Source organism: Niveispirillum fermenti (assembly GCF_052474395.1).
The window spans coordinates 2155948-2182112 of the sequence record NZ_CP156681.1; the positions used below are offsets into that span (position 1 = coordinate 2155948).

The following is a 26165-nucleotide window of genomic DNA, read 5'->3' on the forward strand; positions in this document are numbered from 1 at the left end:
TCGCACCGTTCTGCGGCGCGCCCGAGCCAGCGGATGCTGGTGCCGACGGATTTAGGCGTCGGGCGCCGCCATCCGGCGGCTTTGTGCATGGGCGCGCGGCCTTCTGACGTCAAAGGCCCGGACGGCGCACCGTCCGGGCCTTTGTTTTCAGGGCCTGGCGCTGCGCGGTCAGGAGAACAGGCGGGCGAAGAACCCCTTGGGCTTTTCCGGCACTTTCGGCTTCTTCGTTGCGGCGGCGGCGGGGCGCTTGCCCATGACATATTCGTTGCGGAACCGCTCGAAATCCTCGCGCCGTCCGAACTTGAACAGCACATTCAGGACCTGGGACCGCAGGCCGGTATCAACGCTCATCTCTTCCTGCATGCCCAGGAATTCCAGCGCCCACAGGCCCTTGATATTGTCGTTGATCCAGTCCTCGGCCTTTTCCATGTCGCCGCGGTTCTTGAACTTCATCGTGATTTCAAAGCTGTAACTGCTCATCCGCCCCGCCTGCCCGTTGATCAGTCAAGAATGTGCGACGCAATCACCAGCACGATGATGACGCCGATCAGGGCCAGCACCGGGTTGTTGCGCACGAAATCGTTCAATTGGGTCAGCCATTCCGGCTTGCCGCTGGCGACAACCGGTGCCGGCTCGGGCGGCGGGGGGACGGCAGCCCCGGCACCGGCCACCCGATCTTCCAGCACGGCCAGTCGCGCTTCGATCCGGTCCAGTCGCGCAGTGTCGCCCGACAATTCAGGTTCCGGGCCCGCTTCAATGCCTGTCATCTTGTCAATGCCCATCGATTTTTGCCCGCTGATTTCGAGGGATGCCATTTCCTGGTGAGAGAGGATAAACGTTTCGCAGTCGCGATAGGAAGGGGAACTGAACGGCCCTGACCGATTGGCATAAGCCGTTCGTGCCATTCGCTGAAAGGAGTATGCCACCGATGATCCGCTCTGTCTGCGTGCTGCCGGTGCTTCTGTCGCTCGCCCTGCTGTGCGGCGGCTGTGCGAGTGGCCGGGAAGGACCGCCCAGCGTGCCCGTCGCCCTGCTGGAGGAACCGGTCGGTGCGCCGCGGGCCGGTGAACTGCTTTGGCGGGGAAGCCTGCATCTGCGTGACGGCAATGCTGATTTCGGTGGCTTGTCCAGCCTGCGCGTCGCCCCTGATGGCAGCCAGTTCGTGGCCATCAGCGACCGTGGACGGCGTATCGCCGGCCGGCTCTCCTATGATGGAGAGGGCAGGCTGGCCGCTGCGTCGGATTTCCAGGTCGCCTTGCTGTTGGGTCCCGATGGGCAGCCGTTCCCGGGTTTCTTCAACGATACGGAGGGGTTGGCGCTGCTGGGCGACTGGCCGGGGGACGGATGGGCCGTCTCCATGGAGCGCCGCCACAGCATCTGGCATTACCCGCCGGCGCTGGCCGGCGTGCCGGCAACGCCGGTCGAAGGTCCCGCCGGCCTGTCCGACCTGCCCTTCAACAGCGGGCTGGAAACCCTGCTGGCCCTTTCCGACGGCCGGTTGCTGGCCATTGCCGAAGGGGGGGAGGGGCAGGGGCTGCACCGCGCCTGGGTCGGCCGGTCCGGTGATTGGATCGAGCTCTGCTACCGGGCGTTGCCGCCGTTCCTGCCTGTCGATGCGGCGCGCCTGCCGGATGGCGGGTTGCTGGTGCTGGAACGGCGGGTGGGGTTGCTGGGCGGCTGGGGCAGTCGCATCGTCCATGTCCCGGCGGCCGACCTGCCGGCCATGCTTGTCCCGGGCGGTGTGCTGGCCGGGCGGGAGATCGCACGCCTGGCATCCCCCATGGCGACGGAAAATTACGAAGGCATCGACGCGCGTGCCCTGCCCGATGGCGGGGTCGCCGTCTATCTGGTGTCGGACGATAATTTCAACAGCCTGTTGCAGCGCACGCTGCTGACCATGTTCGAATGGCGGCCATGAGGGATGCCGCCCCCGCACCCATTCGGTGCGGGGGCGGCGGCGGCATCAATCCGAGGCGCGCAGCTTCACGTAGGAACCGGGCGCAGGCTCGACCGGTGTCAGCTTCCCGTCGCCCGGCACGCGGGCCGGCACCTTGGGGCCGGCATATTTCTGGATCCATTTGGCATATTCGGGCCACCAGCTTCCCTCCACCTGCCGGGCGCCGGCCAGCCACTGGTCGGGGTCCTTGGGCAGCTTGGTGTTCAGGAAATGGCTGTATTTGTTGGCGGCTGGCGGGTTGACAACGCCCGCGATATGGCCCGACGCCGCCAGCACGAACTTGACCGGACCACCATAAAGCTGGCTTGCCGCATAGGTGGATTTCCACGGGGTGATGTGATCTTCCCGCGTGGACAGCATGAAGGTCGGCACCTTGATGTTGCGCAGGTCGATACTCTCGCCCTTCAGCGTCAGCGCGCCGGGCTGCACCAGCAGATTCCGCTGATACATGTTGCGCAGATAAAAGCTGTGCATGGCGGCCGGCATGCGGGTCGCGTCAGAATTCCAATAAAGAAGGTCGAAGGGGAACGGGTCCTTGCCCAGCAGGTAGTTGTTGACGACGAAGGACCAGATCAGGTCGTTGGCGCGCAGCATGTTGAAGGTTGTCGCCATGGACTGCCCGTTCAGGTAGCCCTGGCTGTTCATCTTCTCCTCAAGCGCGGCCAGTTGCTCCTCGTCAATGAAGACGGAAAGTTCCCCTGGTTCGGTGAAATCGGTCAGCGTGACGAGGTACAGCACGCTTTTCACCCGGTCATCGCCCTTGGCGGCCATATAGGCCAGGGTGGACGCGGTCAGCGTGCCGCCGATGCAATAGCCGACAAGGTTCACTTCCCGCTCGCCCGTCGCCTGCTCCATGGCGTCCAGGGCGGCCAGCGGGCCCTCGGTCATGTAGTCTTCCCATGTCTTGGCCGACAATTTCTCGTCCGGATTGACCCAGGAGACGATGAAGACCGTATGCCCCTGGTCGCACAGCCACTTCACCAGCGAATTGGCCGGGCGCAGATCCAGGATGTAGAATTTGTTGATCCAGGGCGGCACGATCAGCAGCGGCCGCTTATTTTGCTGCTCGGTCGTCGGATTGTACTGGATCAACTGCATCAGGTCGTTCTGAAAGATGACCTGGCCGGGCGTGGCTGCGATATTGCGGCCCACCTCGAACTTCTTGTAGTCGGTCATGGAGATGGCGAGCTGGCCCTTGCCGCGTTCCAGGTCGCCCAGCAGGTTCTCCAGCCCCTTCACCAGATTCTCGCCCCCCGACTCCATCGTGGCGCGCAACACCTCCGGATTGGTCAGCACAAAGTTGCTGGGCGCCATGGCGTCGACGAACTGACGGGTATAGAAATCGACCTTCTTGGCCGTCTTGTCGTCCATGCCCTCCACCTCCTTGACGGTGGATTGCAGCCAGCGTGCCGTCAGCAGGTAGGATTGCTTGATATAGTCGAACAGCGTGTTCTCGTCCCAGGCGCTGTCCTTGAAGCGCTTGTCCTCCTTGGCCGGGGCGACGACCGGTGCCGCCTCCTGGCCCAGCAGGCGCTGGGTCGTGCGCTGCCACAGGGCCATGTAATCCTGCCAGAGCGACATCTGCGCCTGCATCAGCTTGGCCGGGTCCGCCATCAGGCGGGCCGTCATCTCCATGAAGGCGGCCCCGATATTCATCAGGCTCTGCGGCGCACTGCTCTCACCGTTCTGCCGCTGCAGGAAGTCGGCCACCAGCCGCTGGCTCTGTTCGGCGATGCGCGCCATGTTGCGCGACATTTCGACCGGATCGGGGATCTTGATCTCGGGTCCTTGCGGCTCGGCCATGCTGCTTTCCTTAAGCACTCGTTTCCCAAACAGGTGGTTGCCGGACATGCGTTTCTTCTGTGCCCCCGGTGAAGGGGGTGCCGCCGGCTTTGGTCCATGGTACGGCTTTCCGCGTGCCAGCCTGTCCGAAAGAGTGTATGGCAGGCGGGTTGCCGTCCCACTTTTTTTCATACACGATCCGGCCATGATTTTCACCGCCGCATACGTATCGCCCCGTCACTTCGCGGTCCTGGCCGTCATGGGCCTGCTGGCCCTGGCCGGCTGTGCGCGCGTGCCCGTGCCCGACATCGTCTTCGATGACGGTCCCGCCCCGGCACGGCCACAGGACATCACCGACGCCGACCCCGTCCGCGTGCTGACGGGGGAACGGGCGATCCGCCGGGCCGACCCGTCCGCCAAGGGCTCCGCCAACCTCGGCGCCGTGCCCGCCCGGCCGGAGGAATTCTCCAGCCCCATCGAACGTCAGGCCATGATGGACCGCCTGCAGGCCGACCGCGACAGCGGGCAGGCCGCGGGTGACGCGCTGCGCACAGCGCCGCTGGGACCGCGCGGGCGGCCCGACGACATTCCGCAGGTGCCCGAAGCGCCGCCCGCCGCGCCGCAGGCCCTGCCCCGCCCACCCGAAGGCTGACGTCCCCCGCCGGATGTGACGGCATGATGCCGTCCGCCATCCCCGCCGGTCATGGCTGAATGGCGGGGATGGCGCGCAAATTCATGTCGCTTGGGGCTGTTGCGGTGCGCTACATATTTCGCCCCGATCATCTTCAAACCGGTGCCCAGGTCCATGAGCGACACTGAATTCCACCGCATCAAGCGGCTTCCGCCCTATGTCTTCGCAGAAGTGAATGCGATGAAGGCGCGAGCTAGGGCCGCCGCGGAGGACATCATCGACCTCGGCATGGGCAATCCCGACCAGCCGACGCCGCCGCATATCGTGGCGAAGATGGTCGAGGCGGTTCAGAACCCCAAGACCCACCGCTACAGCCAGAGCCGCGGCATTCCCGGCCTGCGCAAGGCGATCAGCGCGTATTACAAACGCCGGTTCGATGTCGATATCGATCCGGAGACCGAGGCGATCGTCACCATCGGTTCCAAGGAAGGGCTGGCCAACCTGGCACAGGCCATCACCAGCCCCGGCGACGTGATCCTGGTGCCCAATCCCAGCTATCCGATCCATCCGTTCGGTTTCATGCTGGCCGGTGCCGCCCTGCGCCACATTCCCGTGGACAAGGGACTGGATGATTTCGTCCCGGCCCTGGAGCGTGCCATCAAGCATTCGGTGCCCAAGCCCACGGCCCTGATCGTCAGCTTCCCGTCCAATCCGACGGGCCAGACCGTGACGCTGGATTTCTACCGCCCCATCGTGGATCTTTGCCTGAAGCACGGGATCTACATCCTGTCCGACATCGCCTATGCCGAGATTTATTTCGACGGCAACCCGCCGCCGTCGGTCCTTCAGATCCCCGAGGCGCGCGACATCACGGTGGAGTTCAACAGCCTGTCGAAGACCTACAGCATGCCGGGCTGGCGTGTCGGATTCGGCGTGGGATCGAAGAAGCTGGTCGGGGCGCTGGCCAAGTTCAAATCCTATGTCGATTACGGCGCCTTCACCCCCATCCAGGTGGCGGCCACGGCGGCGTTGAACGGCCCGCAGGATTGCGTGCTGGAAATCCGGGAAATGTATCGCCACCGCCGCGACGTGCTGGTTGAAGGTCTGCATCAGGCCGGGTGGAACGTGGCCGTGCCCAAGGCCAGCATGTTCGTCTGGGCCGAAATCCCGGACCAGTTCAAGCACCTGGGCAGCCTGGAATTCGCCAAGCTGCTGATGCAGGAGGCCAAGGTGGCCGTCAGCCCCGGCATCGGCTTCGGCGAATATGGCGACAGCCATGTGCGTTTCGGCCTGGTGGAGAACACCCAGCGCATCCGTCAGGCCACGCGCAATATCAAGCTGTTCCTGGACAAGGCGCGCAAGGCCAATGCGCCTGTCACGTCTGAATCCGCCGCTGTTGAGTAAGGATTTTCTTCATGGTTGATGGCAAAGCCCTGCGTATCGGTGTCGCCGGCCTGGGAACGGTCGGCGGCGGGGTCCTGAAGCTCCTGGCCACCCATGGCGAACTGCTGACCCGGCGTGCCGGCCGTCCCATCCAGGTGACGGCCGTGTCCGCCCGCGACCGGTCCCGTGATCGCGGGATTGATCTGTCCGGCCTGCGCTGGCACGACAATGCCGCCGATCTGGCCGTCGATGACGGCATCGATGTGCTGGTGGAACTGATCGGCGGTTCGGACGGGGTTGCCAAGCAGGCCGTGGAGGCGGCGATCGCCGCCGGCAAGCCCGTGGTGACGGCCAACAAGGCCCTGCTGGCCCATCATGGCGCATCGCTGGCCGCCAGGGCGGAAGCGGCTGGCGTCTCGCTGGCCTATGAGGCGGCCGTGGCCGGCGGCATCCCCGCCATCAAGGGGCTGCGGGAAGGGCTGGCCGCCAACAATATCCGTGAAGTCCACGGCATCCTGAACGGCACCTGCAACTATATCCTGACGGAGATGCGGACCACGGGACGCGACTTTGCCGACGTGCTGGCCGATGCCCAGCGCCTGGGCTATGCGGAATCCGATCCGTCGTTCGACGTGGATGGGGTGGACGCCGCGCACAAGCTGGCGGTGCTGACGGCCGTGGCGTTCGGTGTGCATGTCGATTTCAGGTCGGTGCATATCGAGGGCATCCGCCATATCTCGGCGCTCGACATCGCCTATGCGCAGGAACTGGGCTATCGCATCCGCCTGCTGGGCATCGCCCGGCGGACGGAGGATGGGATCGAGCAGCGCGTGCATCCCTGCATGGTGCCGATCAGCAGCCCGATCGGCGCCACGGACGGCGTTTTCAACGCCGTGGTGGCCGATGGCGATTTCGTGGACAAGGTGGTGCTGGTGGGCCGGGGCGCCGGCGAGGGGCCGACGGCGTCCGCCGTGGTGGCCGATCTGGTCGATATCGCGCGCGGCCGTTCCACCCCGACCTTCGGTGTCCCGGCTTCCGCTCTGGAGGTGGCCAAGGCGTCGCCGATCAGCAACCGCCGCGGCCGCTATTATGTGCGTCTGATGGTGGTGGATCGTCCGGGCGTGATCGCAGAGATCGCGGCGACTCTGCGTGACCAGAATGTCTCCATGGAGGCGTTCCTGCAGCGCGGCCGCGCGCCGGGTGAGGCCGTGCCGGTTGTCTGGACCACGCACGATACGGATGAGGCGGCCATGCAGCAGGCGCTCGCCACCATCGCATCGCTGGACAGCGTTACGGAGCCGCCGCGCATGATCCGCATCGAGGATTTCTGACCAACACCGGTACCATACCGGCCGGGAACGGCGCCTGGGCGACGGACCGCAGACAAGACGCCGGCATCGACAAGAAGGGGACAAGCAATGAGTGGCACGACCAATCCCAAGGGCGACATCTCGCTGGTCATGGATCGCAACCTGGCGCTGGAAGTCGTCCGCGTCACCGAGGCGGCGGCCCTGTCGGCCTCCCTGCTGATGGGCCGCGGCGACGAGAAGGCTGCCGATCAGGCGGCCGTGGATGCCATGCGCAAGGCGCTGAACGCGCTGTCCATCGACGGTACGGTCGTGATCGGGGAGGGGGAGCGTGACGAGGCCCCGATGCTTTATATCGGGGAAAAGGTCGGCACCGGCCAGGGCCCCAAGATCGACATCGCGCTGGACCCGCTGGAAGGCACGACCATCTGTGCCAAGGGTGGTCCCAACGCCCTGGCCGTCATCGCCATGGCGGAGGCCGGCGGCTTCCTGAATGCGCCCGACGTCTATATGGACAAGATCGCTGTGGGCGGCGGCCTGCCGGATGGGGTGGTCGACCTGGACGAGAAGGTCGACGCCAACCTGCGGAACCTGGCCAAGGCAAAGGGTGCGGACGTGTCCGAACTGGTCGTCTGCATTCTGGACCGCCCGCGTCACGCCGAGCTGATCGCCCGGGTGCGTGAGGCCGGTGCGCGTATCATGCTGATCGGCGATGGCGACGTGTCCGGCGTGATCGCCACCGCCCAGCCGGCGGCGGGCATCGATCTTTATATGGGGTCCGGTGGTGCGCCGGAAGGTGTGCTGGCCGCCGCCGCGCTGCGCTGTATCGGCGGGCAGTTCCAGGGCCGTCTGCTGTTCCGCAACGATGCCGAGCGGGAGCGTGCCAAGCGTTGGGGCGTGACGGACCTGGACAAGAAGTACGGGCTGTACGATCTGGCCAAGGGCGACGTGATGTTCTGCGCCACGGGCGTGACCACGGGTCCGATGCTGGGCGGCGTGCGTCGCTTCGCCGGTGGTGCCATCACCCATTCGGTGGTGATGCGCTCCAAGTCGGGCACGGTGCGCTATGTCGAAGCGCATCACAATTTCCGCACCAAGACCAGCATGATCCCGGAAGCGAAGCGGTAAGCCTGTACGCCGGTTTTCTCCGGCATGCCTTTCGCTGGGGCGGTAAAATCGTTCCTGCCCTGATCAAGGCCCCGTCATGGGAAGGTCGCCCTTCCGGTGGCGGGGCTTTTTGCTATGGTGAGGCCGGAATCCTTTCACCCGACGGTTCACATTGCCATGACCAATCCCGCCTTTCTGGGCGTTGAAAGCTCCATCACCGGCCGCCGCTGGAAGGCCCGCAACAGTGACGAAAGGCTGGCGCTGGCGCTGGCCCAGGCGCATGGGCTGCCGGAACTGGTGGGGCGCCTGCTGGCCGGACGTGGGGTCGGCGTGGAAGAGGCGGAACGGTTCCTGACCCCCACCCTGCGGGCCTTCATGCCCGATCCATCGGTGCTGCACGACATGGACGTGGCCGCCGAACGGCTGGCCCGCGCCATCCGCGATGGGGAGAAGGTGGCCGTCTTCGGCGATTACGATGTTGATGGTGCCACATCGACGGCCTTGCTGAACCGGTTCTTTCGCTCACTGGGACGGGAATTGCGCGTCTATATTCCCGACCGGATCGAGGAGGGCTACGGCCCGAACCTGCCCGCCCTGCTGAAGCTGAAGGCGGAAGGGGTCGTGCTCGTGGTGACGGTTGATTGCGGCGTCACCAGCTTTGATCCGCTGCACGGGGCTGTGGCGGCCGGGCTGGAAGTGGTGGTGGTGGACCATCACAAGGCCGAGCCGCGCCTGCCGGCCGTGACCGCTGTGGTCAACCCCAATCGCCTGGATGAACCGGCCGGCGGGCCTTTATCGACGCTGGCCGCCGTCGGTGTGACCTTCCTGTTGATCGTGGCGGTCAACCGTGCGCTGCGTAAATCCGGCTTCTACAGCAATGGCCGGACGGAGCCGGACCTGATGTCCTGGCTGGATATCGTGGCGCTGGGAACGGTTTGCGATGTTGTGCCGCTGGTGGGCCTGAACCGGGCCTTCGTGGCGCAGGGGCTGCGCGTCATGGGCAAGCGGGCCAATATCGGCATTTCCGCCCTGGCCGACGTGGCGGGTGTGAACGAGGCGATGGATGCCTACCATGCCGGTTATATTATCGGGCCGCGGGTCAATGCCGGTGGCCGTGTCGGCCGGGCCGATCTCGGCACCACGCTGCTTGCGACGGAGTTGGCCGCGGAGGCGGCGGCGCTGGCCAAGGAACTGCACGCCTTCAACGCCGAACGCCGTGCCATCGAGGCGGCGGTTCTGGACGATGCCATCGCCATGATGGATGCGGAGGTCGATACCTGTCCCGAACTGGTCCTGGCCGTGGGCGAGGGGTGGCACCCCGGTGTCATCGGCATCGTCGCATCGCGCCTGAAGGACCGGTACAGCCGCCCTGCCTGCGTCGTGGCCCTGGACGGCGTGCTGGGCAAGGCGTCGGGCCGGTCGGTGCGCGGCGTGGATCTGGGCTCCGCCATCATCGCCGCCCGTCAGGCGGGCTTGCTAGTGGCGGGCGGTGGGCATGCGATGGCGGCCGGCTTCACCGTGGAACGGGAGAGAATCGACGATTTGCGGGCTTTCCTGCGTGAACGCATCGCCCGGCAACTGGATGATGTCGGGCCGCTTGTGCCATCGATGTCGCTGGATGGCGCAATGTCGGTTCGTGCCGCCAACACCGAATTGCTGCGCCATCTGGAACGCCTGGCTCCCTATGGCACGGGCAATGCCGAACCGCGTTTCGCGGTGACCGACGCGCGTATCGTGAAGGCTGATGTCGTGGGGGCCAATCATGTGCGCTGCATCCTGACGGGCAGCGATGGCAGCCGCCTGAAATCCATCGCTTTCCGGGCCATGGATGGCGATCTGGGGCCTGCCTTGCTGCAAAGTGGCGGCCGGCCCATGCATTTGGCGGGAACTTTGCGGCCCGACCGTTGGAATGGCAATGACGGGGTGCAGTTGTTGATCGATGATGCCGCTGTTTCCGGAAATCCATCCTGAACCAACCATCATCGAGATTTCACCTTTCCTTGATCGGACCTTAACCCGTTCGCGTTAAATTGTTACCAGATCGTTAAAGACAGGCGCCGGCCTTTGTCTTATAGTCTCCCATCGCTCCCCGACCGGGTCGGGCCGTGCGAAACGGGGGGTGGTCGCAAGCGGTTTCTTGAACGGGGCGATCATTGTCATGACGGTACGGTCGGCGGGAACGCCGGTACAGAAGTCCGAGGAAACAAAGACGAAACCCGCGGCGGAGGCGCCAGGGGACTCCGGTTCAGCCGTATCGAAGCTGCAGGCCCATTTCGACCAGTTGGACGACCCGTCCCTGCTGCGCGTGGCCCGCGCCGTGGAAATGGCCCGTGCCGCCGAACGGCGCGATCCGACCGACGAGCAGATCCTGGACACGCTGCGCCCGCGGCTGCGTTCGCTGAAACCCGCCCGCATTCAGACGTTCCAGCGTGCCGTGTGCATGGGGGTAGAGCTTTTCCTTTATAATGGCGACCCGCATGAGGAGAAGCGCAAGGCCGCGCTGCCGCGCCAGATTCTGGCGCCCTGGTGGCGTATCCTGCAGACCTCTCCCCACCGCACCCTGTTGCTGACCATGGAGGCGGAATATGGCCGCGCCGTGCGTGAGCAGCGCTGGACCGATCTTCAGACCTTTGCCGACCGGGGCGCCCTGGCGGCGGCGGACGCCACCCGTGCCATCCTGGATGAGGCACGGCGGTCCTATGGCCGGCGTGGGGAACTGGCGGCCATCCTGGGCAGCGACCGCGCGCTGGAGGATATGGAGGAAATTGCCGTGCTGCTGAGCCTGAACGGGCAATTGACCCCCACGCTGCACCGCATCCGCCGCATGGCGGGGGTGGAGGAAGGACCCGTTTTCGACTTTACGCCCAAGGCGGTCGCCGTGGCCCGCACCGCCTATCTCAACATCCACAATGCCGGTACCGACATCGTGGAATATTTCTTCTTCGGCCTGATGACCATGCTGGCGCAACCGTTCCAGGCGTTGCGGCTGGTGCGCATGCTGTCCCAGGACATGACGCATGTGTCGGGCAACCACCCGGCCCGGCTCATCCCCGCCCGGCTTTTCTCTGATCTGACCCGCACCCTGACGGAAATCGGCCGTGCCGCTGGCGGCCCCGTCATGGCCCGGCGCGTCTGGTTGCTGACCAGCGCCCGGCTGGTGTCGGATGCGCAGGTGATGATCAAGGGCCTGGCGGAGGAGGTTCACGTCGAGCCGAATCCGGAATGGCAGCGCCTGCTGGCCGAGGCGCGCAACCGCGTCATGCAGGCGGTCGACAGTTTCCTGGCAGCCGCGATGCAGGATTGCGCCATCGTGCTGCCCGTCAAGCAGTTGCAGGAGAAGAAGGGTGCGGAGGTGCGGCTGGAACCCGACATGACCCACGCCCCGACGGAAGAGGAACTGGGCATCGCCCAGGCCGCCACCGTCCTGTTCACGGCCGTGAAGAAGCTGATGGAGCAGGAGGGCCAGGAACGGCTGGTGCGCGCCAAGGAGGCCGACCTGGAACAGCGGCTGGAAATCGGGATCAATTTCCGTGTGGAGTATCTGCGTGCGCGGCCCCGTCACGGAATCGCCCTGGCCCAGTTGGCCGGCGTGCTGAAGGTGCTGAAGGGATTGCCGTCGCTGAACATCATCCGCGACCTGGAATATCGTGTCGAGCGGACCCTGGACCGATATAAGAAATGATCCCTTCGGGTCTCGGAATGGGCGATATGCAGGATCATGAAAAAAAGTGCTTGATCAGGCCCGTCGTCCCGGCTAATTAACCGCCCACCGACGACGTCCCCATCGTCTAGAGGCCTAGGACACCAGCCTTTCACGTTGGTAACACGGGTTCGAATCCCGTTGGGGACGCCACCTTCCAGGAAGGTAATTCTTGGGTGTGGCGCCGGAGCCGGATGCTTGACTTTGGCATCATTTGGCAGATACGGAAAAAGCCCCGTGCCGAAAGGCCGGGGCTTTTTCGTTGCCTATCACTGGTTACCGTAACCGTTAAGGGATTGATCATGCGTTCGATGGAAGGACAGCGCAGCGACAACCGGCCCCTGAAGCGCAACGACGCGGAGAAGCGCCGCGCCTTGTTGCAGCTTGAATTGGCCTTGGCCGCCCTGGGCCCGAAGCCGACTCCCGGTTTGAAGGACACGATGCTGGAGCGCATCCGCGCCCTGAAGGCCGAACTGGCGGCCGGCGAGACGAAATCGCGACGCTGACCGGCCTCCAAAGGGCCGGACCCCTGCAAAGGCGGGCTCGCGCAGGCGATGCCCGCCTTTTTAATGGCTGATCACCGGTCAAGCCGCTTGCGGCGGCCGGCACGTCGGCCCATTCTTCCACAGGTTATCGCACCGGGAAGGACGCATGTCGCGCATCGGGCTTTATTGGACAGGTTTGCTGAAGGCCGGCGCCGTGGCGCTGGTGCTGGCCCTGTTCGGCCTGTCCGCCGCCGCGGCTCATGATGGTGCGCACCATGCCGGTGACGGAACGGCAACGCCGACAAGTTTCGTTTCGGCGCCGGCCCATGGTGATTGCCATGACATGGCCGGCCATGGCGTCACGGCCGCTGGGCAGGATCATCGGCGCGATCACGGGACCGATGGCCGTTGTCAGGATCTTTGCGCCTGCGGTTGCCTGTCTGCCTGCATGACCCATATGCCGGCCGGACTGCCGGCTGGGTCCGGACCCTTTGTCCGGGCCGTGTCGGGCCTGTGCCTGCCGCCGTCCCGCAGCGATGATCCCGCCGGGCGGCACCCACCCCCCGATCTTCGCCCCCCGCTTTCCACCTGACGCCGATGTTCGTGCCGGCGCCCTTCCTGTCGGGAAGGGTGGGCCGGCTTGTTTCACGTGCCGTCGATGGAATATCCCATGCTTGTCCCGATGCGCCTGCTCTGCGGGGTGTTGCTGCTTGCGGCCCTGATGGTGCCGTTGCCCGCTATTTCTCATGAAGGCCATGATCACGGCCCCGCCGCGCCTGTCCCCGCTGATCGCGCCGATACCCCGTCCATGCTTGAAGCCGATGGCGGTGATGTTCAGCTTGTCGGTCTGTTGCGGGGACCCGACCTGACCCTGTTCATCGACCGGCTGGCTGACAACAGCCCGGTCACGGAAGCGAAAGTCACCCTTTCCGTGGATGGGGGGGCACCGGTGCCCGTGCCGGCCGCCGCCGACGGGACATATCAACTGGCCGTTCCATGGGCCGGCCGGCCCGGCGATTACGCGCTGGCCCTGACCGTGACAGGTGACGGGATGGCCGACCTGCTGGTCGGCACCCTGACGGTTCCCCGTGCGGCAACAGAAAAAGGCCCCGACGGGGGGATCGGGCTTGGTGCGCTGCTGGCCGGTATGGGGGTGGGCTTCGCCCTGGGTTTGCTGCTGGCCGCCGGCATCGCCCTGATGCGCCGCCGCGGGACGGGCTTGGTCCTGGTGCTGCTGGTGCTGCTGTCCTGGCCTGCGGGCCGCGTGCTGGCCCATGAGGGTCATGACCATGGCGGGCCGGCGGATGTGGCGCCCCCGTTTGGCACGCGGCCGGCCCGTCTGCCCGATGGCGGCCTTTTTGTGCCCAAACCGACGCAGCGTCTGCTGTCGGTGCGCACCATGCTTCTGGACGTGGGACAGGTGGCCCCCGTCCGTCCCCTGGCGGGCCGCATCATCGCCGATCCCAACCGGTCCGGCTGGGTGCAGTCGCCGCAATCGGGACGGCTGATGCCGCCGGAAGGGGGATTTCCCCTGCCCGGCACTGTTGTGAAGGCGGAACAGGTGCTGGCCTATGTCGAGCCGGTTCTGCGGGTGGAGGAGGGGGGCGGCATCTCTGAACAGCTCGCCGGACTGGATCGCGAGATCCGGCTGGCCCGCCAGCAATGGGAGCGTGTGTCGAAGCTGTCGGGTGCCGTGCCGCAGCGGGAGATCGATGCCGCACAAACCAACCTGGATGGCCTGCTGCGGCAACGCCGGGCCTTGTCCCGGGCCCAGGTGGCCCGTGTGCCGCTGGTCGCCCCCATCGACGGGGTGATCACGGCCACCAGCGCCATCGCCGGCATGATGATCGAGGATCGGGATGTCACCCCGATCTTCGAACTGGCCGATCCCGGGGTGCTGCTGGTGGAGGCCCTGTCCTTCGACGGCCCGCCGCCGCCCGGTGCCGGCTTTGTCGCGGCGATCGGCGCGCGCGCGGTGCCGCTGGTCCTGGTGGGACAGGGGCCGGGGCCGGCGGGGGCCACCCGCCTGCTGTTGCGCCTGCCGGACGGAGAAACATGGGGTGAAAGGCCGCCCGTTGCCGGTGCCATCCTGTCGTTGTTCCTGAGGACCGGTCCGGTGGAAGAGGGGCTGTTGCTGCCGCGCACCGCATTGGTGCGCGGGCCCGACGGGCTGCCCGCCATACTCGAACATGCGGGTGCGCAGCGATTCGTGCCCCATGCCGTGCGCACGGTGCCGGCCGGGGCGGAACATGTCCGCGTGCTGGCGGGCGCCGATGCCGGCATGCGCATCGTGGTGCAGGGCGCCGACCTGCTGAACCAGATACGATAGGGGGGCGTGCGATGTTCACGACAATCGTCGCCGCCAGCCTGCGCAACCGTGTGCTGGTGCTGGTGGTCGCCCTGCTGCTGATGGTCTATGGCGTTTTCACGCTGGACCGTCTGTCGGTGGATGTCTTCCCGGACCTGAACCGGCCGACCATCACCTTGATGACCGAAAGCCCCGGCCTGGCGCCGGAGGAGGTGGAACGGCTGGTCAGCTTTCCCATCGAAACCGCCATGAACGGCATGCCCGGTGTGGAGCGGGTGCGCAGCACATCGGCCGCCGGCCTGTCCGTGGTGACGGTGGAGTTCGGCTGGGCCACGGAAATCCATCGCAACCGGCAACAGGTGGCGGAACGGCTGTCACGGCTGTCGGACCGTCTGCCGCCGGGGGCGGTGCCTCAGATGGGCCCCATCTCCTCCATCATGGGAGAGATCATGCTGGTCGCCCTGACGCCGGCGGCCGATGGGGCGATCGATCCGATGCGCCTGCGCGATCTGGCCGACTGGAATGTGCGGCCCCGTCTGTTGTCCATCCCTGGCGTCTCCCAAGTCATTCCCATGGGCGGGCAGGTGCGTCAGTTCCGCGTGGCACCCGATACGGGCCGCATGGCCCTTCTGGGCGTCACGCTGGCCGACCTGCGGACGGCGCTGGCCGGCTATGGTGCCAATGCCGGCGGCGGTGTGGTGGACCGGCAGGGGGAGGAACTGCTGATCCGCGGCATCGGCCGCACCGACCGGCTGGAGGACCTGCGCCGTCTTGCCGTGGCCGTGCGCGACGGTGCCGTGATCACCCTGGGCGATGTGGCGCTGGTCGAGCATGCCCCCCGTCCGCGTCGCGGCGATGCCGGGCTGGATGGCGGTCCGGCCGTGCTTATCTCGGTGCAGAAGCAGCCGGATGCCGACACGCTGACCCTGACGCGGGCTGTGGAACAGGCGCTTGATGAACTGTCTGCCGGCATGCCCGCAGGCGTGGCGGCACCCGCCATCGTTTTCCGGCAGGCCGATTTCATCGAGAACAGTGTCGCCAATGTGGGCCGCGTCCTGGTGGAGGCCGGGGTGGTGGTGGCCATCATCCTCTTCCTGTTCCTGGGTAATGCCCGGACCACGCTGATCAGCCTGACGGCCATTCCCGTTTCCCTGCTGGTCACGGTGCTGGTTTTCAAGGCGCTGGGCCTGACCATCAACACCATGACGCTGGGCGGGCTGGCGATCGCCATCGGCGAAATGGTCGATGATGCGGTGGTGGATGTGGAGAACATCTTCCGCCGCCTGCGGGAGAATGCGGCCCGGCCCGCGCCGGGGCCTGTATTCTCCATCGTGCTGGCAGCCAGTGCGGAGGTGCGGTCGGGCATCGTTTACGCCACGGCCATCATCGTCCTGGTCTTCGTGCCGCTGTTCGCCCTTTCGGGGGTGGAAGGGCGGCTGTTCGCGCCGCTGGGCATCGCCTATATCACCGCGATCCTGGCCAGTCTGGTCACGGCCATCACGGTGACCCCGGTGCTGGCCTTTCATCTGTTGCCCCGCCTGGCGGGGGCCATCCATCGCGAAGGCTGGCTGGTCCGCCGTCTTAAGGCGGGCAACGACCGGCTGCTGGACCTGGCCTTCGCGCATCGCGGGGCTGTCCTGGGCGGCGTGGCGGTTGCCATCCTGGCGGCGCTGGCGGCCGTCCCCTTCCTGCCACGCGCCTTCCTGCCCGACTTCAACGAAGGCACGCTGACCATAACGCTGTCGCTGAACCCCGGCATCGCGCTGGACCCGTCGGCGTCGGTGGGACGCATGGCGGAAAGTCTGATCCTGGAGGTGCCCGAGGTGACGGGCATCGCCCGTCGGACGGGACGGGCCGAACTGGATGAACATGCCATGGGCGTTCACATGTCCGAGATGGAGGCGCATCTGCGGCCATCTGCACGGGGAAAGGCGGAGATCTTGGCGGATATCCGCCAGCGGCTGTCGGCACTGCCCGTGTCGGTCAATCTGGGGCAGCCTATTTCACACCGCCTGGATCACATGCTGTCCGGCGTGCGGGCGCAGTTGGCCGTCAAGCTGTATGGCGAGGACATGCAGGCCCTGCGGGCACTGGCGGGCGGGTTGCAACAGCGCCTGTCCACCATTCCGGGGCTGGTCGACCTGCAGATCGAAAAGCAGGTGCTGATCCCGCAGGTGCGCGTGGCGGTGGACCCGGACCGCGCCCGTGCCCATGGCGTGACCCCGGCCGCCGTGCTGCACGCCGTGGAGGTTCTCTCCAATGGCGAGACGATGGCGGAGATCATCGAAGGCGAGCGCCGGCACGATCTTGTCCTGCGGCTGGTCGATGAGGATCGCCGGCCGGCGGCGCTGGGCCGGCTTCTGATCGACACGGCCGTCGGCCCCGTGCCGCTCGCCCATCTGGCCAGCGTGACGGAGGCCGATGGCCCGAACGAGATCATGCGCGAGAATGGCCGGCGGCGGCTGGCCATTCTGGCCAATGGCGACGGGCGCCGGGACATGGCGGCCATCGTCGCGGATATTCGAGCCGTTCTGGCCGACACCCCGATGCAGGCCGGCACGCATGCCAGCCTGGAAGGCACCTTCCAGGCGCAGGAACAGGCGGCGCGGACCATGGTGCTGCTATCCCTGGTTTCCTTCGTGCTGGTCCTGCTGCTGCTCTACAGCCGCTACCGCTCGCTCGTGCCCGTGCTGATCATCATGGGCACCGTGCCGATGGCGCTGATCGGGTCCGTGGCGGCCCTGTGGCTGGCCGGCCTGCCCCTGTCGGTGGCCAGCATGGTGGGTTTCATCACCCTGGCGGGTATTGCCACCCGCAATGGCATTCTGAAAGTCAGCCATTACATCAACCTCTGCCGGATCGAGGGGGAGGTTTTCGGCCCCGCCATGATCCGGCGCGGCAGCCGGGAACGACTGGTGCCGGTGCTGATGACGGCCCTATCAGCCGGGCTGGCGCTGGTGCCGCTGTTGATCGGGGCCGATGCGCCGGGCAAGGAAATCCTGCATCCCGTCGCCGTCACCATCTTCGGCGGTCTGATCAGTGCCACGCTGCTGGACATGATCCTGACCCCGATCCTGTTCGCCCGGTTCGGCGGTCCCGCCATTGAACGGCTGCGGGGCGATAAATCCCCTGAAACCAGCGCAAACGGCCACCCGGCCGAGATTTTCTGACCCTAACGGCCACTTGGCCGGGATTTCTGAAAGGAGAAATGTCCATGAACAAGCAATTTGCCCTGATTCTGGCTGCTGCGCTGGCGGTGTCGCCATTGCCGGCGCTGGCCCATGCGCCGCCCGTCGGGCCGCATGGCGGTATGCAGGTGCATGCCGGGCCGCTGCATCAGGAACTGATGATCGCCGACGGCACCCTGACGCTCTACCTCAACACGATGCACGACAAGCCGGTGGACACGGCCGGGGCGACAGGCACCGCGACCCTGCTGCTGGATGGCGCGCCGGTGCAGGTCGCTCTGGCACCCGCCGGTCCCAACAGCCTGTCGGGCCGCCTGGATCAGGCGGTGCCCGCCGGGACCCGCATCGCCACCCTCGTCACCCTGGCCGGCAAGGGACCATTGCAGGCGCGTTACGAGTGGAAGCCGGCCGACACGCAGGCGCACGGCCACGATCATGGCGACCACGGGGATCATACCGGGCATGAGGGGCATTGACCCCGGCATCCGGCCCCCAAGGCGTGACTATTCCGATATCGGATGAATTGGCTTGACCTGTGGTGCGAAACGCCCCATCTTTGTCTTGTCGTTGCAACTTGCAGAAAGGAGGTGATCCGATGTCTCGTTCCACTTTGCGGACCCGCGCGGATCTCTCCGGCATCCGGGTTCTCGCCGGCTGATCGGAAAGCATCCGCAGGCGGGGTCCACCGCCAAAGCGGATCGTCCATGATCGTCATGGAAGACGGGGCCGGTCCCGAAAGGGACCGGCCCCGTTTTTTATCGTCAAAGCGCAGGGTTAAGACTGCTGCGTGGTTTCGTTTTCCTTTACGACTTGCTATCAAGTCGGTGTTGACAAGGTCCCACCAGGAATCCGGGTAGTCTTTTCATGAATCGCCATGATCGCCGTCGCAAGATCGCCGACCTGACCAAGTCCGATGCGATGCTGAATAGTTTTCCGTCCGACATGCGGGCGGCGACGGAACTGCACCGGCAGGGCCGGTTGAAGGAAGCGGCGGATACGCTGCGCAAGATCACCAAGATCTATGCCGAACATCCGGACATCCGTGTCGCCTGGTCCAACCTGGGCGCCACCCTGCAGGGCCTGGGCAAGATCGACGAGGCGATCACCGCCCTGAAGAAGGCCCGCGCGCTGAAGCCGGACCATCCGCCGCCGCATCATAATCTGGGCATGGCGCTGGCCCAGCAGGGCAAGCTGGACGAAGCCATCGAAAGCCTGACCCGCGCGGTGGAGCTGGATCCCGATTTCCGTGACGCCTGGTCGGGTCTGGCTCTGGTGCGGGAACAGACCGGGGAATTGCCGTTGGCCGCGGAGGCGTGGCAGCGGGCCACCCAGGCCGATCCCAACGCACTGGAACCGCTGTTCAACCTGGGCAATGTTCTGTTCCGGATGGGGCAATTGGCCGATGCGGCCGCGGCCTTCGAATCGTGCCTGGCCCGCCGTCCGCAGATGCCGGAAGCGCTATATGCCCTTGGCCGTGTGCATGAGGCGGCGGGCAATGTCGATACGGCGGCCGAGGCCTATCTGGCCGCCACCCGTCTTGCCCCGCAGGTGCAGGTGGGCCATGTTCAGCTTGCCAACATGATCGCCGGCGTCGCCCGGATCGATCTGCCCAAGGCGCAGGCGCTGGCCGATCTCTATCGTGAAACCCACCCCGACAGCCCGATCGTGCCCCAGATTGCCGCGCGGCTGGAAGAGGTGGCCAGGGAGAACGGTGCTGCGGAAAATGGCGATGCGGCTCCGCCGGCCGAACCGGCTGCTGCATCCCTGGGTCAGGCCTGATATCCGGCGCCAGAGGCTTCGGGCAGGTCGGACTTGCGCCGTGATGTCGTCGAACGCCCGTCGGTTTCACCGGCGGGCGTTTTTGTGTCCGCATGAAATGAGGATAAAAAAAGACCATCCGCGAACGGATGGTCTGGAGTGGGGTGACAAGAAGAGAGAGAACCGTCATCGCCCCCATCCCGTGCCGTTTGGGGGCGAAACGGGTCTGCCCGGCAATCACGCGCCGGGACAGACGGCGTTGCCCGGATCGGCATCCAGCTTCAGGTCGGTGACTGTCAGGCCCAGCCGACCCTCGGTGCTGATCACCACGGGTGCCTCGATGGTCGCCATCTGCGCACCCGCAGCGGCGAAGCATTTCAGGGAAATCTTGGTGGTGTGGAAATCACCCGGCTTGGCACCTGCCAGCAGCTTGGTGACATCCAGCGTGCCACGGCAATCGGGGCCGCACGCCATGGTCAGGTTCACCGTGCCGGTGGGCACCTGGTCCACGCGATACCGCAACGACAAGGTCACATCGCCGTTGGATTGGCGGGAAAGATCGACTGGCCGTCCGGAAATCACCAGCGAGCCGAGGCCGCTGCCGTTCCAGGTCAGTTGTTTGGCATCCTCCTGCGCGGCAACATCAACCGACTTCAGGTCAACCACCTGGCCGGGACTGGTGCCGCTGGTCGTGGTCACGCGCAGATCGCCCACCTGATCACCGATGGCCAGCGACCAGGGAGCCGGCGCGCGACCGCCCCGGAAATAGATGCCGGTATTGCCGCTCGCCTCCGCCGGCACGCCGGATTCCTCCGGCAGTGCGGCCAGATCGCCCTTGTCCTTGTAGGTCAGGCCAAATCCGTAGGCGAACAGCGGATTGTAATTGGCGTCACCACGGTTCAAGGGCGTTTGTGCCGCCGTGCGCGGCCAGGAGAAGGAAAGCTTGCCATGGAAGTCGTGACGGACCTTGCCGGCCTTGTCCGCGAACAGCACATCGGCGATACCGCCACCTTCGCTGCCCGGCAGCCAGGCCGCGACAAAGGCGTCCGACGCATTGATTTCCGGATTGACCCACAGCGGCCGCCCCGAAAGGAAGACGGCCACGGTGGGGATCCCCTGGGCCTTCAGCCGGCGCAGCAGGGCCAGGTCTGACTTGTCGCCCGGCTGGTATTCCAGCGTTTCGACATCCCCCTGGAACTCCGCATAGGGTTCCTCCCCGAACACCACAATGGCCACGTCGGGCCGGGTCTTGAAATTGCCGGCAACGTCATATTCGACCTTGCCGCCATTCTGGCCGACCACTTCGCGGATGCCGCCCAGAATGCTGGTGGCGCCGGGGAATTCGTCATTGCGGTTGCCGGTGCCCTGCCAGGAAATGGTCCAGCCGCCCGACTGCTTGCCGATATTGTCGGCCCCGTCACCGGCCACAAGCACGCGGGCACCCGGCGACAGGGGCAGGATGCCACCCTGATTCTTCAGCAAAACCAGTGACTTGGCGACCGCCTCCCGTGCGACGGCCCGATTATCCGCCTTTCCCAGCTCGCTGAGGGGCGGCACGTCCTTGCGGTCCTTCGGGGCCGGCTTGTCGAACAGGCCGGAATGGAATTTCACGCGCAGGATGCGGCGCACGGCATCATCCAGGCGAGCCATGGGAATGGTCCCGTCCTTTGCCTGGGCCAGCGTGTTCTCATACAGCCTCTGCCAGCTATCGGCCGCCATGTACATGTCCAGCCCGGCGATCAGCGAGGCGGGGCAATCGTACTTCGTGCAGCCCGGCACCTGATCATGGGCGTTCCAGTCGCCGACGATGAAGCCGTTGAAGCCCATCCGGTCCTTCAGCACATCGGTCATCAACTGCTTGTTGCCGTGATGCTTGACGCCCTGCCAGGAAGAAAAGCTGGTCATGATGGTCAGGACGCCCGCATCGATGGCCGGCGGGTAGCCGGCATTGTGCAGACGGATCAGCTCGTCCTCGCTGATCCGGGCGTCACCCTGGTCACGGCCCCCTTCGGTTCCGCCATCGGCCAGGAAATGCTTGGCGGTGGCGACGGTGCGGCCGGCTTTCATGAAATCCTTGGACCCGATGACACCCTGAATGCCCTCGACAACGGCACCGGCATAGTCGGCCACGATTTCCGGGTCTTCCGAATATCCTTCATAAGACCGGCCCCAGCGGTCGTCCCGAACGACGGAGAGGGCAGGGGCGAAGGTCCAGTCGATGCCGGTGGCGGCCATTTCGCGGGCCGTCACCTCACCCGTGCGGCGCAGCAGATCGCGGTCGCGCGTGGCGCCCAGCGCGATATTGTGCGGGAAGATGGTGGCGGCCCCCAGATTGCCATGCCCATGCACGGCGTCGACGCCGAAAATCACGGGAATGGGCGTGCGGCCCGGCCGTTCCTCCATCGAAACGCGATAGAACTGGTCGGCCGCTTCAAGCCAATCCTTGGGTGGGGCGCGGTCATCGCCGAAGGGGCCGGAATTGCCACCGGCCAGGATGGAGCCCAGGGGATATTTGCGCAAATCTTCCGGCGTGATGGTGGAGATGTCGCCCTGGATGGTCTGTCCGACCTTCTCCTCCAAACTCATACGCGCCATCAGCGCGTCGATCTTCTTTTCGATGGCAGGGTCGATCAGGCGCGGCGTACCACCCTTGGGCCATTTTTCCGGATGCAGCAGACTGGCTTGCGATGCCGGGGCGTCGGCGGCATGGGCCGGGCCAACGGAGAGACCGCCCAGCAAGGCAAAGGCGCTGACAAGACCCAGGGCGCGACCAAGCCGCGCGGTTCGCTTCGACGTCACTTTCTTCCTCCCAATCTGCTTCGTTATGGGCCGGCAGGTCATTGGCCGTCCTGTCCGGCGCATGTCATCTGACATCGTTGTCAGATGACATGACATCATCTCAGCGTACTGTCAACGCTCAACTCCCGATAAGTCTGGTAAACTGTTCTCCTCCAGCGGGAAGTCATGGGCGATCAAAACCGGCCCTTTTCTGTTAACGCTGTCATAAAATTGACCGGAAGAACGCGAAAAGCACCGCATGGGCGCGGAAATTGGTTACCGCTATCAAGAACTGATAGTAGTTTCAACGGACTGCAAATTTTTTTCCGTTTCTACCTGTTGAGGACTAAATCAAATTGGCAGCGATGTCAATTGCTCCCGGCCATGGTTACGGGGGTAGGCGCAATCTTTTGCACATGCGAAGAAACTCCATATTTTCTGCCATATGTTGTCGCTCCATGCCCTTCTGTGTCATCATTCGCACAGCAATGACAGCGTTATCAAACCCTATTGACTGCGCTGTCAACATTGTTCATGGTGACGGCGGGCGGAAAACCAACCTGATAAGGCCAATCGCCCGACGCCGCAGGGGAGGAAACCTCGCATGGACCCGCCTTTGGTCGAATCTCCGTCCGGAGATTAAATAAATCAAAATGCCTTAATGGCTTCATGCCCTTATGGGAGGAAAGAGATGTCGAGAAAGTACGCGCTTGGATTCTATCTGGGCGGGGTGGCCGCCATTGCGCTGGCCACGGCCCTGCCGGCACAGGCGCAAGAGGCGCCGGCCCCGGCCGCGGGGGGTGAACAGACCCTGGACGAGATCATCGTCACGGGCTTCCGGGCCTCGCTGGCCAGCGCGCTCCAGACGAAGCGCAATGCAAACGAGATCATTGAATCCATCACCGCCGAAGATATGGGCAAGTTCCCCGATCAGAACATCGCGGAAAGCCTGCAGCGTCTTTCCGGTGTGCAGATTGATCGTAACAATGGTCAGGGCACCCGCGTGCGCATCCGCGGTCTGGACCAGAACGTCACCTTGCTGAACGAGGAGATCTTCCTGACCGGCCTGGAGGTCTTCACCCTGGGCGAGGGCCAGACGCGGGAAGTAGACAGCCTGGAGGGTGTGCCGTCGGAATTGCTGGGCGGCGTCGATGTCTACAAGTCGCCCAATGCGCGCCTGCTGGAAGGCGGCCTGGGCGGCACGATCAACCTGAAGACCCGCAACCCGCTGGTCCTGGACCCCGGCTATACCGTGGCCGGCAACGTGCGCGCGGCCAAGTCCACCGGCGCCGATGGCGGCTGGAAGCCGCTGGGCGCCGTAGCCTTCGGCTATAACTGGGATGACAAGGCCGCCTTCATCGGCACCTTCTCCTACGACAAGCAGAATTCCCAGACCGACGTGCTGGGCGGCCAGAACCGCGGTAATTGGCGTTTCGCTGAACGTGGGGACAAGGCAACCGTTCCGACCAATTACTATGCGCCCGAATACCGGTACGCGACCGACCGCAACCAGACGCGCGAACGTATCGGCGGGTCATTGTCCGGTGCCGTTGTCCTGTCGGACAGCGTGGAACTGTCGGGCGAATGGTTCCATTCCGAACTGGACATCCTGACCTCTGAAGCCTCGCTGAAGTTCCCGTTCGCCATCGAAAGCCCGGGCCTGGACGCCACCAAGCCCTATTCGATCGATGGCAACGGGGTGCTGCTGAACGGCACCCTGATCGCCAACTCGGCCGAAGCCATTTCCTATGTCCAGAATTCCTCTGTGAAGGCGGACAATTTCGGCTTGAAGCTGAAGTTCGATGATGGCGGCAATTTCCGGGGCTCCGTCCGCGGTGCCTATGCCAAGGCCGACCTGTTCAGTGACAGCGCTAACAACGATGTGCGCTATACCTCCTATGGTGTGCCGACGGCCGATCCGACCAGCCCCACGGGGTTCAGCCATCAGCCTGCCAACCCCGCGGCGCCGTCCAACTATCTGTTTTCCTACAATAACGGTAACGGGAAACTGCCTTCCTTCTCGCTGCCCGGCATCCCGGATCTTTATACCAACCCGGCCTACGGCTTCTTCAAGTCGCACTGGGTGTTCGGCGACCGGGCGGACCTGGAGAATTATTCCCTGCGCGCCGATGGTGAGTATGAGCCGGAATTCATCGGGGCCGGCAATGTGACGCTGTCGGGCGGCTATCGCTTCGCGTCCCGCGATGTGGATTACAGCCGTGGCCGCTATCTGGCCGATTATTCCGGCAAGGGTGAACTGGACGGCACGAAGTTCGGACAGAAATGGACGCCCTACGGCTATTTCCAGGATGGCGCCATCGGCTACAAGTCCTGCGAACTGCCGGCCGGCACGCCCGGAATCCCGGCGGGCTGCACCAACCGCTTTGGTAATTCCCCGCCTCTGATCACGCCGTTCCAGACCTTCACGAATGCGGGTGGTCGTGTGGAGACGATCAACAACTTCTTCTCCTCCGGTGACATGGTGGGCGGCAAGATCCTGGTCCAGGATCGCGGCCAGATGAAGAACGGCGCCAAGTGGATCCAGGCCCTTTATCCGGACACGCCGTTCGCCTATTACGAGGAGCCGCTGGAAAGCTTCCGCGTGAAGGAAGAAACCCATTCCGGCTACATGATGGCGGATGTCGGTGATGCCGGCGACGGATATCACATCAATGTCGGCGCCCGGCTGATCCACACGACGCTGACCGTGTATCAGAACCGTGCCACCGATCCCGATCCGGTCTATCTGGGCACGGACAGCTGGAACGGCGTCCTGCGTGACAGCGAGACGATCGCCAATGAGCGTTCCTATACCGACATCCTGCCCAGCCTGAACATGGTTTTCGACCTGGACGAGGGGCAGAAGGTGCGCTTCGCCGCCTCGCGTGTCGTAGCCCGCCAGAACCTGTTCGATCTGGGCCGCGGGTTCCGCGTGGACTTCACACGCAACCCCACCACCGACCTGTTCGAGGCCACGAACGGTTCGGCCGGCAACCCCGACCTCGATCCGTTCCGCGCCTCGCAGTTCGATGTCGGCTACGAATATTATTTCGGCACCCAGGGTCTGGTGTCGGCGGTCGGCTTCTGGAAGGAGGTGGACAGCTTCATCGGCACGGAAACCAAGCCTGAATTCGTCATGGATCAGGCCGGTGGCCGCAACGTGCCCATCCAGCGCCCGATCAACGGCGATGGTGGCCGGATCAAGGGCTTCGAACTGAGTGGTCAATATGCGTTCGACTGGGGTGTGGGCTTCAATGTCAACTACACCTATTCGGACAGCAAGTCGCCGCTCTTCAATGATTTCGACACGGGCCTGCCCATTCCGGGCGTTTCCAAGCATGCCTTCAACGGTCAGCTTTACTACGAGGATCACGGACTTGAGGCGCGTGTGTCCTATACGTGGCGGTCGAAATCCTTCTCCGGCAATTTCGGCTTCGGCGACGGTGCGGTGAACCGGACGCTGGGCATCTGGAACCGCTCCTACGGCCAGTTGGACGCCCAGATCGGCTATCAGGTGACCGAGCAGATCGGTCTGACGCTGGAAGGGATCAACCTGACCAAGGAAGATCAGAGCCAGTATCTGCAGTTCAACAATCTGCCCTTCACCTATGCCTCCGGTTCGCAGCGCATCATGGCGGGCGTCCGGTTCAAGCTGGGCGGCTAGTCGGGAAACGGCGCCGGCGCCCGCATGCGGGGAAACGAGGGCCGTGCCTGCCTTCCATCACAAGGGAAGCAGGCACGGTGCCCCGTCATCTTCGCGTGTGGAGCGCCTCAAGCATGA

Annotated in this window: 18 protein-coding genes and 1 tRNA gene; 15 read left to right on the forward strand and 4 right to left on the reverse strand. The window is 64.9% G+C overall.

Translation table 11 applies throughout. From position 1 onward, the window contains the following. Positions 1 to 168 precede the first annotated feature (168 nt). Together ABC728_RS21325 and ABC728_RS21330 are read right to left on the reverse strand one after the other, a co-directional pair. Positions 169 to 480: a hypothetical protein gene (locus ABC728_RS21325; RefSeq protein ID WP_416617415.1), complete on the reverse strand. Its 312-nt coding sequence runs from the start codon at positions 478 to 480 to the stop codon at positions 169 to 171. A 20-nt stretch (positions 481 to 500) separates the two neighbouring features. Continuing rightward, complete coding sequence (locus ABC728_RS21330) at positions 501 to 767, reverse strand: hypothetical protein (RefSeq protein WP_416617414.1); 267 nt, start codon at positions 765 to 767, stop codon at positions 501 to 503. Positions 768 to 928: 161 nt separating this feature from the next. Here ABC728_RS21330 and ABC728_RS21335 point away from each other — a divergent pair, with 161 nt between their 5' ends. After that, positions 929 to 1918: an esterase-like activity of phytase family protein gene (locus ABC728_RS21335; RefSeq protein WP_416617413.1), complete on the forward strand. Its 990-nt coding sequence runs from the start codon at positions 929 to 931 to the stop codon at positions 1916 to 1918. Positions 1919 to 1963: 45 nt separating this feature from the next. Here the strand turns inward: ABC728_RS21335 and ABC728_RS21340 are convergent, their stop codons facing one another. Further along, positions 1964 to 3760 (reverse strand): PHA/PHB synthase family protein, encoded by a 1797-nt coding sequence (locus ABC728_RS21340; RefSeq protein ID WP_416617412.1) that lies wholly within the window; start codon positions 3758 to 3760, stop codon positions 1964 to 1966. A 184-nt stretch (positions 3761 to 3944) separates the two neighbouring features. Between ABC728_RS21340 and ABC728_RS21345 the strand changes: the two genes are divergently transcribed. The 13 genes from ABC728_RS21345 (at position 3945) to ABC728_RS21405 (ending at position 19627) form a co-directional block, all read left to right on the forward strand. Further along, positions 3945 to 4391 (forward strand): hypothetical protein, encoded by a 447-nt coding sequence (locus ABC728_RS21345; RefSeq protein ID WP_416617411.1) that lies wholly within the window; start codon positions 3945 to 3947, stop codon positions 4389 to 4391. A gap of 153 nt (positions 4392 to 4544) precedes the next feature. Further along, a complete protein-coding gene (locus ABC728_RS21350) occupies positions 4545 to 5774 on the forward strand; it encodes an LL-diaminopimelate aminotransferase (protein ID WP_416617410.1) in 1230 nt (409 codons plus the stop codon). A gap of 11 nt (positions 5775 to 5785) precedes the next feature. After that, a complete protein-coding gene (locus ABC728_RS21355; protein WP_416617409.1) occupies positions 5786 to 7084 on the forward strand; it encodes a homoserine dehydrogenase in 1299 nt (432 codons plus the stop codon). 129 nt (positions 7085 to 7213) lie between these two features. After that, positions 7214 to 8188 (forward strand): class II fructose-bisphosphatase, encoded by a 975-nt coding sequence (glpX, locus tag ABC728_RS21360; protein ID WP_416617630.1) that lies wholly within the window; start codon positions 7214 to 7216, stop codon positions 8186 to 8188. Between the two features lie 156 nt (positions 8189 to 8344). Next, a complete protein-coding gene (gene recJ / locus ABC728_RS21365) occupies positions 8345 to 10138 on the forward strand; it encodes a single-stranded-DNA-specific exonuclease RecJ (RefSeq protein WP_445376490.1) in 1794 nt (597 codons plus the stop codon). A gap of 187 nt (positions 10139 to 10325) precedes the next feature. Next, positions 10326 to 11849, forward strand: coding sequence for a hypothetical protein (locus ABC728_RS21370; RefSeq protein WP_416617407.1), 1524 nt, complete (start codon positions 10326 to 10328; stop codon positions 11847 to 11849). Positions 11850 to 11944: 95 nt separating this feature from the next. Further along, a tRNA-Glu gene (locus tag ABC728_RS21375) sits at positions 11945 to 12020 on the forward strand. Between the two features lie 149 nt (positions 12021 to 12169). After that, on the forward strand, positions 12170 to 12373 hold the full coding sequence (locus ABC728_RS21380) for a hypothetical protein (protein ID WP_445376491.1): 204 nt from the start codon (positions 12170 to 12172) through the stop codon (positions 12371 to 12373). Positions 12374 to 12518: 145 nt separating this feature from the next. Continuing rightward, positions 12519 to 12944 (forward strand): hypothetical protein, encoded by a 426-nt coding sequence (locus tag ABC728_RS21385; RefSeq protein WP_416617405.1) that lies wholly within the window; start codon positions 12519 to 12521, stop codon positions 12942 to 12944. A gap of 78 nt (positions 12945 to 13022) precedes the next feature. Continuing rightward, positions 13023 to 14681 carry a hypothetical protein gene (locus ABC728_RS21390; protein ID WP_416617404.1) on the forward strand — a complete coding sequence of 553 codons (1659 nt, stop codon included), beginning with the start codon at positions 13023 to 13025 and terminating at the stop codon, positions 14679 to 14681. An 11-nt stretch (positions 14682 to 14692) separates the two neighbouring features. Then, positions 14693 to 17830, forward strand: coding sequence for an efflux RND transporter permease subunit (locus ABC728_RS21395; protein ID WP_416617403.1), 3138 nt, complete (start codon positions 14693 to 14695; stop codon positions 17828 to 17830). A 44-nt stretch (positions 17831 to 17874) separates the two neighbouring features. Beyond that, the gene (locus ABC728_RS21400) at positions 17875 to 18324 is read left to right on the forward strand and encodes a hypothetical protein (RefSeq protein WP_416617402.1); all 450 of its coding nucleotides are present in this window, start codon (positions 17875 to 17877) and stop codon (positions 18322 to 18324) included. A 388-nt stretch (positions 18325 to 18712) separates the two neighbouring features. Beyond that, positions 18713 to 19627 (forward strand): tetratricopeptide repeat protein, encoded by a 915-nt coding sequence (locus tag ABC728_RS21405; RefSeq protein ID WP_416617401.1) that lies wholly within the window; start codon positions 18713 to 18715, stop codon positions 19625 to 19627. Between the two features lie 216 nt (positions 19628 to 19843). Here ABC728_RS21405 and ABC728_RS21410 read toward each other — a convergent pair whose 3' ends face one another. After that, entirely contained in the window at positions 19844 to 22405 is a 2562-nt protein-coding gene (locus ABC728_RS21410; RefSeq protein ID WP_416617400.1) for a glycoside hydrolase family 3 protein, read from the reverse strand. Between the two features lie 670 nt (positions 22406 to 23075). Between ABC728_RS21410 and ABC728_RS21415 the strand changes: the two genes are divergently transcribed. Then, positions 23076 to 26048: a TonB-dependent receptor gene (locus tag ABC728_RS21415; protein WP_416617399.1), complete on the forward strand. Its 2973-nt coding sequence runs from the start codon at positions 23076 to 23078 to the stop codon at positions 26046 to 26048. Positions 26049 to 26165: the final 117 nt, after the last annotated feature.